Raw genomic sequence first — 16281 nt, 5'->3', positions numbered from 1 at the left:
TCCGCCCCTCGGACATACCCCTTCAACACGACCCCACCCCCGCGAAGATCGGCGTCTGGGCAACGTCTACAGTGGCGTGGTACGCGCAAGCCCCGCCCCGTCCCCATGCGGAGGGGCTTGCTGGGAAATTCTCTGTCAGGGGTGTGCGTGACGGCCGTCGAGTCCCGACCCGCAGGGGTCGTCTTGACTCCCAGCCCGGGGGGCCATCGGCCGTTCGGGGCCCGCGTCAAGGCGTTCGTGGCGCTGACCAAGCCGCGAATCATCGAGCTGCTGCTCATCACCACCGTTCCGGTGATGTTCCTCGCCGAGCAGGGCGTGCCGAACCTCTGGCTGGTGCTCGCCACCTGCTTCGGCGGCTACCTCTCGGCGGGCGGCGCGAACGCGCTGAACATGTACATCGACCGCGACATCGACGCCCTGATGGACCGCACGTCCCAGCGTCCCCTGGTCACCGGAATGGTCTCGCCGCGCGAGGGCCTGGTCTTCGGCCTCACCCTCGCGGTGGTCTCCACCCTCTGGTTCGGGCTGCTCGTCAACTGGCTCTCCGCCTGGCTGTCGCTCGGCGCGCTGCTCTTCTACGTCGTCGTCTACACGATGATCCTCAAGCGGCGGACCGCGCAGAACATCGTCTGGGGCGGCATCGCCGGCTGCATGCCGGTGCTCATCGGCTGGTCGTCGGTCACGAACTCGATGTCCTGGGCCGCGGTCGTCCTCTTCCTGGTCATCTTCTTCTGGACGCCGCCGCACTACTGGCCGCTGTCGATGAAGGTCAAGGACGACTACGCGCGCGTGGGCGTGCCCATGCTCCCGGTGATCGCCTCCCACAAGGTCGTCGCCAAGCAGATCGTGCTCTACAGCTGGGTCATGGTCGGCGTCTCGCTGCTGCTCACCCCGATGGGCTACACGGGCTGGTTCTACACCGCCGTGGCGCTGCTCACCGGCGGCTGGTGGCTCTGGGAGGCGCACGGGCTGCTGAACCGGGCCAAGGACGGCGCCACGGGCGGCAAGCTCAAGGAGATGCGCCTCTTCCACTGGTCCATCACCTACGTGTCGCTGCTCTTCGTGGCCGTCGCGGTGGACCCCTTCCTCCGCTAGCGCCTCCGGCGGGCGTCCGAAACGCGCTCATATGATCGACTGAAAACGGCCGGGCCGCGTGGGAAAAACCACGCGGCCCGGCCGTCGCCAGTCGATCTACCCGTCGGTAGCATCCCTGTCATGGCAGACACGAAGGCAGACACGAAGAAGGACGAGCGCAGGGCGGCCCGGCTCGCCCGGCAGATCCAGGCGTTCTCCAAGGAGCACGGCGGCTCCGAGGGGCACCTGGAGCACATCGGCCAGGCGGGCACCCGGATCGTCCTCGTCGGCGCGGACGGCCTCTGGGGCGATCTGGTGGCCCCGACCCACCCGGTCGCGCGCCAGGCCGCCGAGAAGGCCGGCCTCACCCTCCACGAGGAGTTCGACGGCGAGTTCGCCGCCAAGGTCGTCACGGGCCCGTACGAGTGGTCCCGGATGGCCGGCATCCAGATCGGCGGCCCCTCCGACCGCTGAGCCGGCGGCGGGCGCGTGCGCGCGAAGGGCCCACCGGCTCGCGGGGAACCGGTGGGCCCTTCGTGCGGTACGGGCGGGGCCGGGCGGATCAGGCCCTCGCGAGCTCCGGGTCCGTCCGGGCCGGGGCCTCCGGGGCGTCCGACGGGCGCTCGCGCATGCTCAGGGCGAGCCGCAGGACCGCGATCCACATCAGCGAGGAGCCGAGCATGTGGGCGCCGACCAGGAGCTCCGGGACCCCCGTGAAGTACTGGACGTAACCGATCGCGCCCTGCGCGAGCAGCACGACCAGCAGGTCGCGGGCGCGGGCCCGGGTGTCGTCGGGGGCGTCCACCACGCGCAGCACCAGCCACATGGCGAGGGCGAGGGCGCAGACGATCCAGGCGGAGACGGCGTGGACGTGCGCGGCGTCCGTCCAGTCCCAGGGCATGCGCGGCACGTCGCTGCTGTCGCCGGCGTGCTTGCCGGAGCCGGTCACCGTCGTGCCGAGCGCGATCAGCAGGCCCGAGACGACCGTGAGCGCCCGGGACAGCCCGCGGACCGGGCGCGGCACGCGCGGGCGGGGGGCGCCGTCGCCCTCGCCGGTCCGGTGCCAGGTGATCACGGCGACCGTGAGCAGGGCGTTCGCGGCGAGGAAGTGGCCGGCGACCGTCCACGGGTTGAGGCCCATCCACACCGTGATGCCGCCGAGGACGGCGTTGCTCATCACGATCCAGAACTGGGCCCAGGCGAGCCGGGTGAGGCCGCGCCGCCGGGGCTTGGCCGAGCGCACGGCGACGATGGCCCAGCCGACGGCCGCCGACAGGACGTACGTCAGCATCCGGTTGCCGAACTCGATGGCGCCGTGGAGGCCCTGCTCGGGCGTGGCGAAGAGGCTGTCGTCCGTGCACTTGGGCCAGGTGTCGCAGCCGAGACCGGAACCGGTCAGCCTGACCGCGCCACCGGTGACGATGATGAGCACGCTCATCACGACGGCGGAGAGCGCGGCGCGCCGGAGCGTCCGGGGGGACGGGGTCCAGCGCCGGGCGATGGAGGCGAGGGGGGTCAGCACGCGCCCTATCGTAGGACGGCGCTTGTGCGCGCTTTCACGAGGGGGGCGTATGCGGCCGAACGGAACCTCTCGGTTACTCCCATCGGAAGAACCGCGCCGCCGCGCCGAGGCCGAGGACGGCCCAGACCGCGAGGGTCAGCGCGTCGCCCCAGGGGAGGGCCGCGCCGTCCTGCAGGACGCTCCGCAGGCCGTCGGAGAGGGCGGAGATCGGGAGCAGCTCCAGCACCGTCCGGGCCGCGTCCGGGAACTTCTCCAGCGGCACGATCACCCCGCCGCCGACCAGGAGCAGCAGGAAGACCAGATTGGCGGCGGCCAGGGTGGCCTCGGCCTTCAGGGTGCCGGCCATCAGCAGGCCGAGGCCGGAGAAGGCGGCCGTGCCGAGGACCAGGAGCAGCAGGACCGGGAACGGGTTCCCGTGCGGGGACCAGCCCAGCGCCAGCGCGATCGCCGTCAGGAGCGCGACCTGGAGGACCTCGGTGACGAGGACGGAGAGCGTCTTGGCGGTCATCAGGGCCCAGCGGGGGAGCGGGGAGGCCCCCAGGCGCTTGAGCACCCCGTACCGGCGCTCGAAGCCGGTCGCGATGGCCTGGCCGGTGAAGGCGGTGGACATCACGGCGAGGGCGAGGACGCCGGGGGTGAGGAAGTCGACGGCCCTCCCGGAGCCGGTGTCGATGATGTCGACCGTGGAGAACAGCACCAGGAGCAGCGAGGGGATGACGACCGTCAGGAGCAGCTGCTCGCCGTTGCGCAGCAGCATCCTGGTCTCCAGGGCGGTCTGCGCGGCGATCATCCGCCCGACGGGCGCCGCCCCGGGCCTCGGGGCGTAGGTGCCCGTACCGGGGGCGCGGGTGTCCGTGCTCATGACCTCAGCTCCTTGCCGGTGAGCTCCAGGAAGACGTCTTCCAGGGTGTGGCGTTCGACGGAGATCCCGCCGGGCATGACGCCGTGCTGGGCGCACCAGCTGGTCACCGTGGCGAGCAGCTGCGGGTCGATGTCGCCGGTGACGCGGTACGTGCCCGGAAGGGTCTCCGCGGCGGCCGTGCCGTCCGGCAGCGCCTTGAGCAGGGAGCCCAGGTCGAGGTGGGGGCGGCCGGTGAAGCGCAGGGTGTTCTCGGCCCCGCCCCGGCACAGCTCCTCGGGGCTGCCCTGGGCGGCGATCCGGCCCGCGTCCACGATGGCGACGTCGTCGGCCAGCTCCTCGGCCTCCTGCATGAAGTGCGTGGTGAGGACGGTGGTCACCCCGTCGGCGCGCAGCTCGCGGACCAGCTCCCAGGTGGCCCGGCGGGCCTGCGGGTCGAGCCCCGCGGTGGGCTCGTCGAGGAAGACCAGCTCCGGGCGGCCGACGACGGCCATGGCGAGCGCGAGGCGCTGCTGCTGGCCCCCGGAGAGGCGCCGGTAGGACGTGCGGCCGCAGGAGCCGAGGCCGAGGCGCTCGATCAGGGCGTCCACGTCCAGCGGGTGGGCGTGCAGCTTCGCCATGTGGCGGAGCATCTCGTCGGCGCGGGCGCCGGAGTAGACACCGCCCGACTGGAGCATGACGCCGATCCGGGGGCGCAGGGCGGACGCGTCGGCGACCGGGTCGAGGCCGAGGACCCGGACGGTGCCGGCGTCGGCCCCGCGGTAGCCCTCGCAGATCTCGACCGTGGTGGTCTTGCCGGCCCCGTTGGGACCGAGGACGGCGGTGACGGTGCCCGCCTGCACGTCCAGGTCGAGGCCGTCGACGGCGGTCTTGGACCCGTACCGTTTGACCAGGCCACGGACCTGGACGACGGACTCGCTCGTTCTGGACTCACCGCGCATGCCGGGAAGTCTAGAGAGCGTCCGGGGGGCCTCCGGTCCCGGGGCCCGGGAGCGGCCGGATTCATCCCACGAATGATCGTTTTCGCAGGTCAGGTAAGCCTTACCTGAGTGACGCACGGCACCGCCGTCGCCGTCGGCCCGGCTTGTCACCGCCCGATTAATTACGCAACAATGGTGTTGTGAAAAACGTTGGCGCGGCTCCCGTGGAGGAACTCGCGACCCGGGAGCGTTCGACGCGCAACCGGGTGGCGCGGTCGATCCTGGACCACGGACCTTCGACCGTCGCCGACCTGGCCGACCGGCTCGGCCTCACCCAGGCCGCCGTCCGCCGCCACCTCGACTCGCTGGTCGCGGAGAACGTCGTCGAGGCCCGCGAGAAGCGCGTCTACGGCGCCCGCGCCCGCGGCCGCCCCGCGAAGGTCTTCGCGCTCACCGACTGCGGCCGGGACGCCTTCGACCAGTCGTACGACTCGCTCGCCGTCGAGGCGCTCCGGTGGATCGAACGCAACGCCGGAGGAGAGGCGGCCGTCGCCGCCTTCGCCCGGGACCGGATCGAGAGCCAGGGGAGCGCGTACCGCGAGGCCGTCGAGGCGGCCGAGCCCGCGCGGCGCACCGAGGCGCTCGCCAGGGCCCTCACCGCGGACGGGTACGCTGCCACCGCGCGGAACGCGCCGGTCGGCGAGCAGCTCTGCCAGCACCACTGCCCGGTCGCCCACGTCGCCGAGCAGTACCCCCAGCTGTGCGAGGCGGAGACGGAGTTCTTCTCCCGTCTCCTGGGAACGCACGTCCAGCGTCTGGCCACCATCGCCCATGGTGACGGCGTCTGCACCACGTTCATCCCGCACGGCGCCCCACAGACCACCGCATCATCCGACAGCACGGCCGGGAGGAACCCCGCATGACCACCGAGATCAGCCACCCCGAGCTTGAGGGCCTGGGTCGGTACGAGTACGGCTGGGCCGACTCCGACGCCGCCGGTGCCACCGCCAAGCGCGGTCTGAACGAAGACGTCGTCCGCGACATCTCCGCGAAGAAGAACGAGCCCGAGTGGATGCTGAAGCTGCGTCTCAAGGGTCTGCGCCTCTTCGGCAAGAAGCCCATGCCGACCTGGGGCTCCGACCTCTCCGGCATCGACTTCGACAACATCAAGTACTTCGTCCGGTCCACCGAGAAGCAGGCCGAGTCCTGGGAGGACCTGCCGGAGGACATCAAGAACACGTACGACAAGCTCGGCATCCCCGAGGCCGAGAAGCAGCGCCTCGTCGCCGGCGTCGCCGCCCAGTACGAGTCCGAGGTCGTCTACCACCAGATCCGCGAGGACCTGGAGGAGCAGGGCGTGATCTTCGTCGACACCGACACCGCGCTGAAGGAGCACGAGGAACTCTTCAAGGAGTACTTCGGCACCGTCATCCCGGTCGGCGACAACAAGTTCGCCTCCCTGAACACGGCCGTGTGGTCCGGCGGCTCCTTCATCTACGTGCCGAAGGGCGTGCACGTCGAGATCCCGCTCCAGGCGTACTTCCGCATCAACACGGAGAACATGGGCCAGTTCGAGCGGACGCTGATCGTCGTGGACGAGGACGCCTACGTCCACTACGTCGAGGGCTGCACCGCCCCGATCTACTCCTCGGACTCGCTGCACAGCGCCGTCGTGGAGATCATCGTCAAGAAGGGCGGCCGCTGCCGCTACACGACCATCCAGAACTGGTCGAACAACGTCTACAACCTGGTGACCAAGCGCGCCGTCGCCTACGAGGGCGCCACCATGGAGTGGGTCGACGGCAACATCGGCTCCAAGGTCACCATGAAGTACCCGGCCGTCTACCTCATGGGCGAGCACGCCAGGGGCGAGACCCTGTCCATCGCCTTCGCGGGCGAGGGCCAGCACCAGGACGCGGGCGCCAAGATGGTCCACATGGCCCCGAACACCTCCTCCAACATCGTCTCCAAGTCGGTGGCGCGGGGCGGCGGCCGCACCTCCTACCGCGGTCTCATCGAGATCGGCGAGGGCGCTCCGGGCTCCAAGTCCAACGTGCTCTGCGACGCGCTGCTCGTGGACACCATCTCCCGCTCGGACACGTACCCCTACGTGGACGTGCGCGAGGACGACGTCTCCATGGGCCACGAGGCCACCGTCTCCAAGGTCTCCGAGGACCAGCTCTTCTACCTGATGAGCCGCGGCCTCACGGAGTTCGAGGCCATGGCGATGATCGTCCGCGGCTTCGTCGAGCCCATCGCCAAGGAGCTCCCCATGGAGTACGCCCTGGAGCTCAACCGGCTGATCGAGCTGCAGATGGAGGGCGCGGTCGGCTGACGCCGCCCCGCCGCCCCGTACCGCCCCGTTCTTACGCAGGAAGAGAGCAACACGACAGCCATGGCTGAGGCTCAGAACTCCCCCACTCTCGGCTCCGCTCGAGCGGGGGGACCCCCGCCGGCAGGTTCGACCACTGCCGGCTCGATCGCGGTGGCCGCCGAGTCCACCGTCGCCACGCGCATGAGCGCGCCCCCCTCCTTCGACGTCGCGGACTTCCCCGTCCCGCACGGCCGCGAGGAGGAGTGGCGGTTCACCCCGCTGGAGCGCCTGCGCGGTCTGCACGACGGCACCGCCGTCGCGACCGGTGAGGGCGTCAAGGTCGACATCGAGGCCCCCGAGGGCGTCACCGTGGAGACCGTCGGCCGTGACGACGAGCGCCTCGGCCGGGCCGGCAGGCCCGTCGACCGGGTCGCCGCCCAGGCGTACTCCTCGTTCGAGAAGGCGTCGGTCGTCACCGTCGCCAAGGACACCGTCCTGACCGAGCCGATCCGCGTCGCCGTCCACGGCAACGGCGGGGTCGCCTTCGGCCACCAGGTGATCGAACTCGGTGCCTTCGCCGAGGCCGTCGTGGTCATCGACCACACCGGCGACGCCGTCCTCGCCGCCAACGTCGACTACGTCCTCGGCGACGGCGCCAAGCTCACGGTCGTCTCCGTCCAGGACTGGGACGAGAACGCCGTCCACGTCGCCCAGCACAACGCCCTGGTCGGCCGTGACGCCTCCTTCAAGTCGGTCGTCGTCACCTTCGGCGGCGACGTCGTCCGCCTCCACCCGCGCGTGGCCTACGCGGCCCCCGGCGGCGAGGCCGAGCTGTTCGGCCTGTACTTCACCGACGCGGGCCAGCACCAGGAGCACCGCCTCCTGGTGGACCACAACACCCCGCACTGCAAGTCCAACGTGGCCTACAAGGGCGCGCTCCAGGGCCAGGACGCGCACGCCGTCTGGATCGGCGACGTGCTCATCCGGGCCGCCGCCGAGGGCACCGACACGTACGAGCTGAACCGGAACCTGGTCCTCACGGACGGCGCCCGGGTCGACTCCGTGCCGAACCTGGAGATCGAGACCGGCGAGATCGCCGGCGCCGGCCACGCCTCGGCCACCGGCCGCTTCGACGACGAGCAGCTCTTCTACCTGATGGCCCGCGGCATCCCGGAGATCGAGGCCCGCCGCCTCGTCGTCCGCGGCTTCTTCGCCGAACTGGTCCAGCAGATCGGCCTGCCCGACGTCCAGGAGCGCCTGCTCGCCAAGATCGAGGCCGAGCTGGAGGCGTCCGTCTGATGGCCTTCGTCCGAGTCTGCGCACTGGGCGAGCTGGAGGCCGACACCCCGAAGCGGGTCGAGGTCGACGGCACCCCGGTGTCGGTCGTGCGCACCGAGGGCGAGGTGTTCGCGATCAACGACATCTGCTCGCACGCGAACGTCTCCCTCTCGGAGGGCGAGGTCGAGGACTGCGCCATCGAGTGCTGGCTGCACGGCTCCAGCTTCGACCTGCGCACCGGCAAGCCCTCCGGCCTTCCCGCGACGCGTCCCGTCCCCGTTTACCCCGTAAAGATCGAAGGGGACGATGTGCTCGTCTCCGTCACCCAGGAGTCCTGAGTCACCCATGGCTACGCTTGAAATCCACGACCTGCACGTCTCCGTCGAGGCGGAGAACGGCCCCCGCGAGATCCTCAAGGGCGTCGACCTGACCATCAAGCAGGGCGAGACCCACGCCGTCATGGGCCCCAACGGCTCCGGCAAGTCCACCCTGGCGTACTCGCTGGCCGGCCACCCGAAGTACACCGTCACCGGCGGCACCGTCACCCTCGACGGCGAGGACGTCCTGGAGATGTCGGTCGACGAGCGCGCCCGCGCCGGCGTCTTCCTGGCCATGCAGTACCCGGTCGAGGTCCCCGGCGTCTCGGTCTCCAACTTCCTGCGCACCTCCGCCACCGCCGTCCGCGGCGAGGCCCCCAAGCTGCGCACCTGGGTGAAGGAGGTCAAGTCCGCGATGGAGCAGCTCCAGATGGACCCGGCCTTCGCCGAGCGCAACGTCAACGAGGGCTTCTCCGGCGGTGAGAAGAAGCGCCACGAGATCCTCCAGCTGGAGCTCCTCAAGCCGAAGATCGCGATCCTCGACGAGACCGACTCCGGCCTCGATGTCGACGCCCTGCGCATCGTCTCCGAGGGCGTCAACCGGGTCCGTGAGACCGGTGAGGTGGGCACCCTGCTGATCACCCACTACACGCGCATCCTGCGCTACATCAAGCCCGACTTCGTGCACGTGTTCGCGAACGGCCGCATCGCCGAGTCCGGCGGCGCCGAGCTCGCCGACCAGCTGGAGAACGAGGGCTACGACAAGTACGTGAAGGGTGGCGCGTCCGCGTGACTTCTGCCCATCAGGGGCTCTCCGGCCTCCTCGACACCGAGGCGATCCGCAAGGACTTCCCGCTCCTGGACCGCGTGGTCCACGACGGCAAGAAGATCGTGTACCTCGACTCCGCGGCGACCTCGCAGAAGCCGCGCCAGGTCCTCGACGCGCTCAACCAGTACTACGAGCGCCACAACGCCAACGTCCACCGCGGCGTCTACACGGTGGCCGAGGAGGCGACGGCGCTCTACGAAGGCGCCCGCGACAAGGTGGCGGCCTTCATCAACGCGCCGAGCCGTGACGAGGTGATCTTCACCAAGAACGCCTCCGAGTCGCTCAACCTCGTGGCCAACATGCTGGGCTGGGCCGACGAGCCCTACCGCGTGGACCACGAGACCGAGATCGCCATCACGGAGATGGAGCACCACTCCAACATCGTGCCGTGGCAGCTGCTCTCGCAGCGCACGGGCGCGAAGCTGAAGTGGTTCGGCCTCACCGACGACGGGCGTCTGGACCTCTCGAACATCGAGGAGGTCATCACCGAGAAGACCAAGATCGTCTCGTTCACCCTGGTGTCGAACCTGCTCGGCACGGTCAACCCGGTCGAGACGATCATCCGCCGCGCCCAGCAGGTCGGCGCGCTGGTCTGCATCGACGCCTCCCAGGCGGCCCCGCACATGGTCCTGGACGTGCAGGCGCTCCAGGCCGACTTCGTGGCCTTCACCGGCCACAAGATGTGCGGCCCGACCGGCATCGGCGTGCTGTGGGGACGGCAGGAACTCCTGGAGGACCTGCCGCCCTTCCTCGGCGGCGGCGAGATGATCGAGACCGTCTCGATGCACTCCTCGACGTACGCGCCCGCCCCGCACAAGTTCGAGGCGGGCACGCCCCCGATCGCGCAGGCCGTCGGCCTCGGCGCGGCCGTGGACTACCTGTCCGCGATCGGCATGGAGAACATCGCGCGCCACGAGCACGCGATCACCGAGTACGCCGTCCGGCGCCTCCAGGAGGTCCCGGACCTGCGGATCATCGGCCCCACCACGGCCGAGGACCGCGGCGCGGCGATCTCCTTCACGCTCGGCGACATCCACCCGCACGACGTGGGCCAGGTCCTCGACGAGGAGGGCATCGCGGTCCGGGTCGGCCACCACTGCGCGCGGCCGGTCTGCCTCCGCTACGGAATTCCCGCGACCACGCGGGCGTCGTTCTATCTGTACTCCACTCCGGCCGAGGTCGACGCCCTGGTCGACGGGCTGGAGCACGTACGGAACTTCTTCGGCTAGGGGACGGGCTCGTGAAGCTGGATTCGATGTACCAGGACGTCATCCTGGACCACTACAAGCACCCGCACGGGCGCGGTCTGCGGGACGGCGACGCCGAGGTGCACCACGTGAACCCCACGTGCGGCGACGAGATCACGCTCCGCGTGAAGTACGACGGCTCGCGCGTCGAGGACGTGTCGTACGAGGGCCAGGGCTGCTCCATCAGCCAGGCGTCGGCCTCCGTCCTCAACGAGCTGCTCGTCGGCAAGGAGCTGGACGAGGCGCGGAAGATCCAGGGCACCTTCCTGGAGCTGATGCAGTCCAAGGGCCAGATCGAGCCGGACGACGCGATGGAGGAGGTCCTGGAGGACGCGGTCGCGTTCGCCGGGGTCTCCAAGTACCCGGCCCGTGTGAAGTGCGCGCTGCTCAGCTGGATGGCGTGGAAGGACGCGACCGCCCAGGCTCTGGGTGACGACGACGAGGCAGTGAGGAAGTCGGCATGACCGAGAACGCCGGGGCCACCATGAAGCCGGCCTCCGAGGAAGAAGTCCGCGAGGCGCTGTACGACGTCGTCGACCCCGAACTGGGCATCGACGTCGTCAACCTGGGCCTGATCTACGGCATCCACATCGACGACTCCAACGTCGCGACGCTGGACATGACCCTGACGTCGGCGGCCTGCCCGCTGACCGACGTGATCGAGGACCAGGCGAAGTCCGCCACGGACGGCATCGTCAGCGAACTGAAGATCAACTGGGTCTGGATGCCGCCGTGGGGTCCGGACAAGATCACGGACGACGGGCGCGAGCAGCTCCGCGCGCTCGGCTTCAACGTCTGAGCGGTCCCCCGTACGAACGGCCGTGCTCCCCGACAGACCGGGGAGCACGGCCGTTCGCGCGCACCGCCTCGCCGCCGGCGCGCACGATCCCGACGGGTTCCGCGTGCCGCGGCCGGAGCGGTCGCTCACGGACCGAAGTGCGGCACCCCCGCGGCCCGGGCCAGCTCCGGGGCCAGGTTCTCCTTGCGGATGCGCTGGTCCACGTAGAGCAGCGAGGTGACAAGCGGCGGGAAGACGGAGACGAGTGCCTGGCCGACCAGCTGCCCCAGGAGCAGGAGGACGAAGAGGACGACGAAGGTGGTGATCACCGACGCCGGGGTGTCGGTGGAGGGGTCGAAACCCATCATGGGCACCATCATGAGGAACGAGAGCCCCTGCTGGATCGCCCCGTTCACCACGGCGGCCATGACGGCGGCGAGGAGCGTGCAGCCGAACACGCGCCACCAGGAGTCGCGGACCAGGAGCGAGGAGCGGCGCAGCGAGGCGACCGCGCCCTGGCCCTCCATCACCACCGCCGCCTGGGCCAGGCAGAACTTCACCCAGAGCCAGACCGTGAGCGGCGCGGTGACCAGCGCCCCCAGCAGCCCCAGGACCGGCAGGATCAGCACGTCGGTGGGGGACGCCCCGTCGCGCGCGGCCGTGATCAGCCCCGCCGTCATGCCGGCGAAGCCCCCGAAGAGGCAGAGGGCCGGGAGCAGGGCCGCCAGGCCCGACAGGAACACCGAGCCGAGGACGGCCGGCAGCCGGGTCCAGGAACGGCGCCAGACCGCACCGAAGGTGGTGGACCGGCCCAGGACCGCCTCCTGGACCACGGCGGGACAGGCCGCCGCGACCAAACCGTTCGTACAGAACATGACAATCAGGGCGAAGAGCCAGACGCAGGCGAAGGCGATCAGGAGCGGACGGATGTCCTCCCAGTCCGGTTCCCGTCCGGCGGGCAGGTCGAACACCCGCGGAAGGTGGTCGCCGACGGCCGCGTACGCGACGCCGAGCGCCGCCCCGAAGAGCAGCAGCGCGATGCCGTAGGCGGCGCCCGTCACGCCGAGCAGCTGCCGCCAGTGGCGTCCGAAGGTGGCGAAGGCGCCGCTCAGGACCGCGCCGAAGTCCAGCGGCGCCAGGGGTATCACGCCGGGCTTCGGCGGTGGCGGAGGCGGTGGCGGGTAGGCGTGGCCGCCGTAACCGTAACCGTGGGGATGCGGAGGAGTCGTCATGCGGCACACGGTATCCGGTGGCGTTGTGTACGGTCGTACACATGGGTTACGGACTGCTGGCGGGCGCCATCGCGGCGGAGATCCTCGCCACCACCTCGATGAAGTACAGCGACGGGTTCACCCGGCTCTGGCCCTCGCTCGTCACCGGAGTGGGCTATCTGGTCGCCTTCGCGCTCCTGGCGCAGGCCCTCAGGACGCTCCAGGTCGGCACCGCGTACGCCATCTGGTCCGGGGTCGGCACCGCCGCCGTCGCCACCATCGGCGTCCTCTTCCTCGGCGAGACGCTCGGCCCCGCCAAGATCGCCGGAGTCGTCCTCATCGTCGCCGGGGTCGCCGTCCTCCACCTCGGCGGCGCCCACTGATGGCCCGTGCCCGCCGCCACGACCCCGGGCGCCGCGAACGCATCGTGGACGCGGCCCTCCGGGTCGTCGGACGGGCCGGCATCGCCGGGCTGAGCCACCGCGCGGTGGCCGCCGAGGCGGACGTGCCGCTCGGCTCCACCACCTACCACTTCGCCTCCCTCGACGAACTCCTCGTCGCGGCCCTGCGCCGGGCCGGCGAGGGCTTCGGCCGGGCGGTCCGCGAGAGCCCCGCCCTCGCGGACCCGGACGCCGACCTCGCCACCGCGCTCGCCCGGCTCCTGGGGGAGTGGCTGGACGCCGACCCCGCCGGCGCGGAGCTGGAGTACGAGCTCTACCTCGCCGCCCTCCGCCGCCCCGCCCTGCGCCCGGTCGTCGCCGAGTGGACCGGTGCCGTCGCCGCCGCCCTGGCCCGCCGCACCGACCCCGCGACCGCCCGCGCCCTGGTCGCCCTCATGGACGGCATCTGCCTGAGCGTCCTCCTCACCGGCGACGCGTACGAGGAGGGGGAGGCACGCGCGATGCTGGGGCGGGTGCTGCGCCCCGGAACCCCGGACGGGACCCCGGATGGGACCCCGGGCGGAGCGCCGTGACCCGTTCGGTCGTGACCCTCCGGCCCTGACCCGCCCGGAACGCGAAGCGTTCTCGCGGGGCCGGACCGGACCGGTGGAGTGCCCTCCGGGGCCGGTCCGGACCACCGCTCCTCCCCTCCGGAGCCGGTCCGGGCCGCCGACGCGCCCGCCCGGCACCTGAGACCGGTTGGCCCGGGCGGGGGCCCGCCGGTTAGGTTTTCCGTCATGACCACTGCTCCTCGCACCACCGGCGCCGTCGCCGCCGGCCTCGCCACCGTCGCCGGCGACGGCACCGTCCTCGACACCTGGTTCCCCGCCCCCGAGCTGACCGGGGCGCCCGGCCCCGCCGGCACCGAACGGCTCTCCCCCGACGAGGCCGTGAACGCCCTCGGGGCGGGCGCCGCCAAGGCCCTCGGCGTGGACGCCCGCCGCGGCGTCGAGGTGGTCGCCGTCCGCACCGTCATCGCCTCGCTCGACGAGAAGCCGCTCGACGCCCATGACGCGTACCTGCGCCTGCACCTCCTCAGCCACCGGCTCGTCAAGCCGCACGGCCAGAACCTGGACGGCCTCTTCGGCCTCCTCGCCAACGTCGCCTGGACCTCGCTCGGCCCGGTCGCCGTGGACGACGTCGAGAAGGTCCGCCTCCACGCGCGCGCCGAGGGCCTGCACCTCCAGGTGACCTCGATCGACAAGTTCCCCCGCATGACCGACTACGTCGCGCCCGCCGGGGTCCGCATCGCCGACGCCGACCGCGTCCGCCTCGGCGCCCACCTCGCCGCCGGCACCACCGTCATGCACGAGGGCTTCGTCAACTTCAACGCCGGCACCCTCGGCACCTCGATGGTCGAGGGCCGGATCTCCGCCGGCGTCGTCGTCGGCGACGGTTCCGACATCGGCGGCGGCGCCTCCACCATGGGCACCCTCTCCGGCGGCGGCAACGTCGTCATCGCGATCGGCGAGCGCTGCCTGATCGGCGCCGAGGCGGGCGTCGGCATCGCGCTGGGCGACGAGTGCGTGGTCGAGGCCGGCCTGTACGTCACCGCCGGCACCCGGATCACCCTGCCCGACGGCCAGATCGTGAAGGCCCGCGAGCTCTCCGGCGCCTCGAACATCCTCTTCCGCCGCAACTCGGTGACCGGCGCCGTCGAGGCCCGCCCGAACAACGCGGTCTGGGGCGGCCTCAACGAGGTCCTGCACAGCCACAACTGAGTCGCCGACAGGACGGCACCGGCCGCCCCGCCCCGTCCTCAGACGGCCGGCAGGGCGGTCAGCCGCTTTCCGTGGAGGGCCGCGAGGCGCTTGCCCGAGGCCACCACGTACCACTGCTCGACCGAGCCCGTACCGTCGTTGTACGTCCAGCGGTGCTTCCCGTCGCGGGCGTCGAAGGCGACGACCCCGCCCTTGTCGTCGAGTTCCGTCGCCCCGTAGAGGGTGTCTCCCACCATGGCGAACTGCCAGGGGATCGCGACGTCGAGCAGCTTCTCGTTGCGCCAGCGTTCCCTGCCCGTCGAGGGGTCCACCGCGCGCAGGACGTGCGCGGAGTCGGAGACGTGGAGCACGCCGTCCAGGACGGCGGGGCCGTGGAAACGGGTGAACTCCTCGGAGGCGAGCGACCAGCGTTCCCGTCCGTCCGCCAGCGCGAAGGCGCGGAGGCGCTGCCCGTCGGCGACGATCACCAGGTCCTCGTGGACGGCGAGCCGCTCGCTGTTGGAACGGCCGATCTTCTTCGTCCACACCTGACGGCCCGTGGCCGCGTCACGGACCGTCAGGTTCTCCCGGTAGTCGGTGTAGGCGAGGTACCGGCCCGCGAGCGTGGCGGTGATGCCGTGCTCCTGGGTGCCCGTATCGCGCCGCTCCTGCCACACCACCTTGCCGGAGGCGATGTCGAGGGCCGCGATCACGTTGTTCCTGACGCTGAAGTCCTTCTCCAGGACGCCGGCGAGGACGTACACCCGGTGCTCGTCGGTGGCGAGGGTCCGGGGGTGGGCGTACTTCTCGCCGCCGAGCCTGCTGCGCCAGGTCTCCTTGCCGGTCGCCGGGTCGAGACCGACCACGTCCCCGTCGTACCGGGCGCTGGCCAGGTAGAGGGTGCCGCCACTGACGAGCAGGGGCGCGCCCGGTACGGCCACCTCCTTCCGCGACCAGACCTCCTCGCCGGTGGTGAGCGAACGGCCCACCAGCGGGTCGCCGGAGACCAGGACCACGTCGCCGGCGACGGCGAGGGCGCCCTTCGCGCCGAACGCCCCGGACGCCGCGGGGGCCTGCCACAGCGGGCGCGGGGCGGTGCCCGGCGGCGGGGTGGTGAAGGCGTTGCCGGGGGTGGCGGACGCGCCCTTCCCGGGAGCGGTGGCGCCGGGGACGGGCTCCTCCGCCGGGCCGCAGCCCCACGCGCCCGCGCCGAGCGCCGCCGGACCGAGGCCGCTCCCGGCCAGACGGAGCACGCGTCTGCGGGACGGTCCGTTCCTCTCGGCGTCCACCGGCCCCGTCGTGCTTCCTCCGCGTATCGGCATCCGTCGGCTCCCCGTCGTTCGTTCCGTTCCGCTGCCGGGCGGCGCCCGGAGCGGGCCCAGGCTAACCACGGTTCCGCGCCCTTCCGGGGGCCGGGACGCAACGGGGACAGTGCCGTGAAGCTCCTGTCACACGGTGACGGGGACGGTGACGCCCGGGTCCGGCCGGAGCAGCTCCTCGTACAGCGCGCGCAGCCCGTCGGCGTCCTCCCGGCCGGCGGGCAGCAGCGGTTCCCGCACCGGGCCGCCGAGGAGCGCCTTGACGGTCACCGTGCCCGGCAGGCCGGACGCCGTCATCCGCTCGGCGAGCGGCAGCAGCCGGGCGTTGAGCCGGGCCGCCCTGGCGGTGTCGCCCGCGGCGCCGGGGTCGAGCGCGCCGGTGGGGGCGAACGGGGTGACCATCGCGCAGAGCGCGCGGCCGAAGGGCGGGGCGGGGGAGGGCGTGGTCGTCATGCCGGAAGTCTGGGCGCGGT

General features: G+C 71.6%; 18 protein-coding genes and 1 pseudogene. 13 read left to right on the top strand and 6 right to left on the bottom strand.

Annotated features, from left to right (window positions below; all coding sequences use genetic code 11):
• The first annotated feature begins 147 nt into the window (after positions 1-147).
• On the top strand, positions 148-1095 hold the full coding sequence (locus ACZ6AQ_RS00530; RefSeq protein WP_468756397.1) for a heme o synthase: 948 nt from the start codon (positions 148-150) through the stop codon (positions 1093-1095).
• A 120-nt stretch (positions 1096-1215) separates the two neighbouring features.
• On the top strand, positions 1216-1548 hold the full coding sequence (locus ACZ6AQ_RS00525; protein WP_388691759.1) for a hypothetical protein: 333 nt from the start codon (positions 1216-1218) through the stop codon (positions 1546-1548).
• A gap of 88 nt (positions 1549-1636) precedes the next feature.
• On the opposite strand, the gene ACZ6AQ_RS00520 is transcribed toward ACZ6AQ_RS00525, so the two are convergent.
• The 3 genes from ACZ6AQ_RS00520 to ACZ6AQ_RS00510 all read right to left on the bottom strand — a co-directional run bounded on the left by ACZ6AQ_RS00520 (position 1637) and on the right by ACZ6AQ_RS00510 (position 4396).
• Positions 1637-2605 (bottom strand): COX15/CtaA family protein, encoded by a 969-nt coding sequence (locus ACZ6AQ_RS00520; protein WP_468757050.1) that lies wholly within the window; start codon positions 2603-2605, stop codon positions 1637-1639.
• A 64-nt stretch (positions 2606-2669) separates the two neighbouring features.
• Positions 2670-3458: an ABC transporter permease gene (locus ACZ6AQ_RS00515; RefSeq protein WP_468756395.1), complete on the bottom strand. Its 789-nt coding sequence runs from the start codon at positions 3456-3458 to the stop codon at positions 2670-2672.
• On the bottom strand, positions 3455-4396 hold the full coding sequence (locus ACZ6AQ_RS00510; protein ID WP_468756394.1) for an ABC transporter ATP-binding protein: 942 nt from the start codon (positions 4394-4396) through the stop codon (positions 3455-3457). Before ACZ6AQ_RS00510 ends, ACZ6AQ_RS00515 begins: the two co-directional genes overlap by 4 nt.
• Before the next feature lie 179 nt (positions 4397-4575).
• Here ACZ6AQ_RS00510 and ACZ6AQ_RS00505 point away from each other — a divergent pair, with 179 nt between their 5' ends.
• Genes ACZ6AQ_RS00505 through ACZ6AQ_RS00470 form a run of 8 tightly spaced genes read left to right on the top strand, consistent with a single transcriptional unit; the run spans position 4576 to position 11159 of the window.
• Positions 4576-5298, top strand: coding sequence for a helix-turn-helix transcriptional regulator (locus tag ACZ6AQ_RS00505; RefSeq protein ID WP_468756392.1), 723 nt, complete (start codon positions 4576-4578; stop codon positions 5296-5298).
• Positions 5295-6710: a Fe-S cluster assembly protein SufB gene (gene sufB / locus ACZ6AQ_RS00500; protein ID WP_388691766.1), complete on the top strand. Its 1416-nt coding sequence runs from the start codon at positions 5295-5297 to the stop codon at positions 6708-6710. Before ACZ6AQ_RS00505 ends, sufB begins: the two co-directional genes overlap by 4 nt.
• A gap of 60 nt (positions 6711-6770) precedes the next feature.
• Entirely contained in the window at positions 6771-7988 is a 1218-nt protein-coding gene (sufD, locus tag ACZ6AQ_RS00495; RefSeq protein ID WP_468756390.1) for a Fe-S cluster assembly protein SufD, read from the top strand.
• The gene (locus ACZ6AQ_RS00490) at positions 7988-8305 is read left to right on the top strand and encodes a bifunctional 3-phenylpropionate/cinnamic acid dioxygenase ferredoxin subunit (protein WP_388691770.1); all 318 of its coding nucleotides are present in this window, start codon (positions 7988-7990) and stop codon (positions 8303-8305) included. Before sufD ends, ACZ6AQ_RS00490 begins: the two co-directional genes overlap by 1 nt.
• A 7-nt stretch (positions 8306-8312) precedes the next feature.
• A complete protein-coding gene (gene sufC, locus ACZ6AQ_RS00485; RefSeq protein ID WP_017238623.1) occupies positions 8313-9077 on the top strand; it encodes a Fe-S cluster assembly ATPase SufC in 765 nt (254 codons plus the stop codon).
• Positions 9074-10342 carry a cysteine desulfurase gene (locus ACZ6AQ_RS00480; protein ID WP_468756389.1) on the top strand — a complete coding sequence of 423 codons (1269 nt, stop codon included), beginning with the start codon at positions 9074-9076 and terminating at the stop codon, positions 10340-10342. The genes sufC and ACZ6AQ_RS00480 overlap by 4 nt, the downstream gene beginning before the upstream one ends.
• Positions 10343-10353: 11 nt before the next feature.
• Positions 10354-10824, top strand: a complete 471-nt coding sequence (sufU, locus tag ACZ6AQ_RS00475; protein ID WP_468756387.1) for a Fe-S cluster assembly sulfur transfer protein SufU — start codon at positions 10354-10356, stop codon at positions 10822-10824.
• Positions 10821-11159, top strand: coding sequence for a metal-sulfur cluster assembly factor (locus ACZ6AQ_RS00470; RefSeq protein ID WP_055644196.1), 339 nt, complete (start codon positions 10821-10823; stop codon positions 11157-11159). The genes sufU and ACZ6AQ_RS00470 overlap by 4 nt, the downstream gene beginning before the upstream one ends.
• Positions 11160-11284: 125 nt before the next feature.
• Here the strand turns inward: ACZ6AQ_RS00470 and ACZ6AQ_RS00465 are convergent, their stop codons facing one another.
• Positions 11285-12370 carry a DUF7847 domain-containing protein gene (locus ACZ6AQ_RS00465; RefSeq protein WP_468756385.1) on the bottom strand — a complete coding sequence of 362 codons (1086 nt, stop codon included), beginning with the start codon at positions 12368-12370 and terminating at the stop codon, positions 11285-11287.
• Between the two features lie 41 nt (positions 12371-12411).
• On the opposite strand from ACZ6AQ_RS00465, the gene ACZ6AQ_RS00460 reads away from it, so the two are divergent.
• The 3 genes from ACZ6AQ_RS00460 (at position 12412) to dapD (ending at position 14510) form a co-directional block, all read left to right on the top strand.
• Positions 12412-12732 carry a DMT family transporter gene (locus ACZ6AQ_RS00460; RefSeq protein WP_388691781.1) on the top strand — a complete coding sequence of 107 codons (321 nt, stop codon included), beginning with the start codon at positions 12412-12414 and terminating at the stop codon, positions 12730-12732.
• Entirely contained in the window at positions 12732-13322 is a 591-nt protein-coding gene (locus ACZ6AQ_RS00455) for a TetR/AcrR family transcriptional regulator (RefSeq protein ID WP_468756383.1), read from the top strand. The genes ACZ6AQ_RS00460 and ACZ6AQ_RS00455 overlap by 1 nt, the downstream gene beginning before the upstream one ends.
• Positions 13323-13526: 204 nt before the next feature.
• Complete coding sequence (gene dapD / locus ACZ6AQ_RS00450; protein WP_468756381.1) at positions 13527-14510, top strand: 2,3,4,5-tetrahydropyridine-2,6-dicarboxylate N-succinyltransferase; 984 nt, start codon at positions 13527-13529, stop codon at positions 14508-14510.
• A 38-nt stretch (positions 14511-14548) separates the two neighbouring features.
• Here the strand turns inward: dapD and ACZ6AQ_RS00445 are convergent, their stop codons facing one another.
• Both ACZ6AQ_RS00445 and ACZ6AQ_RS00440 read right to left on the bottom strand, forming a co-directional pair.
• On the bottom strand, positions 14549-15811 hold the full coding sequence (locus tag ACZ6AQ_RS00445; protein WP_468756380.1) for a PQQ-binding-like beta-propeller repeat protein: 1263 nt from the start codon (positions 15809-15811) through the stop codon (positions 14549-14551).
• Positions 15812-15937: 126 nt separating this feature from the next.
• A pseudogene (locus ACZ6AQ_RS00440) lies at positions 15938-16180 on the bottom strand (4-hydroxy-tetrahydrodipicolinate synthase); the annotation flags it as partial.
• Positions 16181-16281: the final 101 nt, after the last annotated feature.

The sequence above is a fragment of the Streptomyces sp. NPDC041191 genome, assembly GCF_055591945.1.
The sequence above is the reverse complement of the archived record's forward strand: the minus strand, read 5'-3'. Positions and strand labels throughout refer to the sequence as shown.

Excerpts from the sequence above, each read along its gene's own strand:
- ACZ6AQ_RS00525 (WP_388691759.1), top strand. The coding sequence starts at position 1,216 with ATGGCAGACACGAAGGCAGACACGAAGAAGGACGAGCGCAGGGCGGCC.
- ACZ6AQ_RS00515 (WP_468756395.1), bottom strand. The coding sequence starts at position 3,458 with ATGAGCACGGACACCCGCGCCCCCGGTACGGGCACCTACGCCCCGAGG.
- ACZ6AQ_RS00510 (WP_468756394.1), bottom strand. The coding sequence starts at position 4,396 with ATGCGCGGTGAGTCCAGAACGAGCGAGTCCGTCGTCCAGGTCCGTGGC.
- sufB (WP_388691766.1), top strand. The coding sequence starts at position 5,295 with ATGACCACCGAGATCAGCCACCCCGAGCTTGAGGGCCTGGGTCGGTAC.
- sufD (WP_468756390.1), top strand. The coding sequence starts at position 6,771 with ATGGCTGAGGCTCAGAACTCCCCCACTCTCGGCTCCGCTCGAGCGGGG.
- ACZ6AQ_RS00490 (WP_388691770.1), top strand. The coding sequence starts at position 7,988 with ATGGCCTTCGTCCGAGTCTGCGCACTGGGCGAGCTGGAGGCCGACACC.
- sufC (WP_017238623.1), top strand. The coding sequence starts at position 8,313 with ATGGCTACGCTTGAAATCCACGACCTGCACGTCTCCGTCGAGGCGGAG.
- ACZ6AQ_RS00470 (WP_055644196.1), top strand. The coding sequence starts at position 10,821 with ATGACCGAGAACGCCGGGGCCACCATGAAGCCGGCCTCCGAGGAAGAA.
- ACZ6AQ_RS00465 (WP_468756385.1), bottom strand. The coding sequence starts at position 12,370 with ATGACGACTCCTCCGCATCCCCACGGTTACGGTTACGGCGGCCACGCC.
- ACZ6AQ_RS00460 (WP_388691781.1), top strand. The coding sequence starts at position 12,412 with ATGGGTTACGGACTGCTGGCGGGCGCCATCGCGGCGGAGATCCTCGCC.
- ACZ6AQ_RS00455 (WP_468756383.1), top strand. The coding sequence starts at position 12,732 with ATGGCCCGTGCCCGCCGCCACGACCCCGGGCGCCGCGAACGCATCGTG.
- dapD (WP_468756381.1), top strand. The coding sequence starts at position 13,527 with ATGACCACTGCTCCTCGCACCACCGGCGCCGTCGCCGCCGGCCTCGCC.
- ACZ6AQ_RS00445 (WP_468756380.1), bottom strand. The coding sequence starts at position 15,811 with ATGCCGATACGCGGAGGAAGCACGACGGGGCCGGTGGACGCCGAGAGG.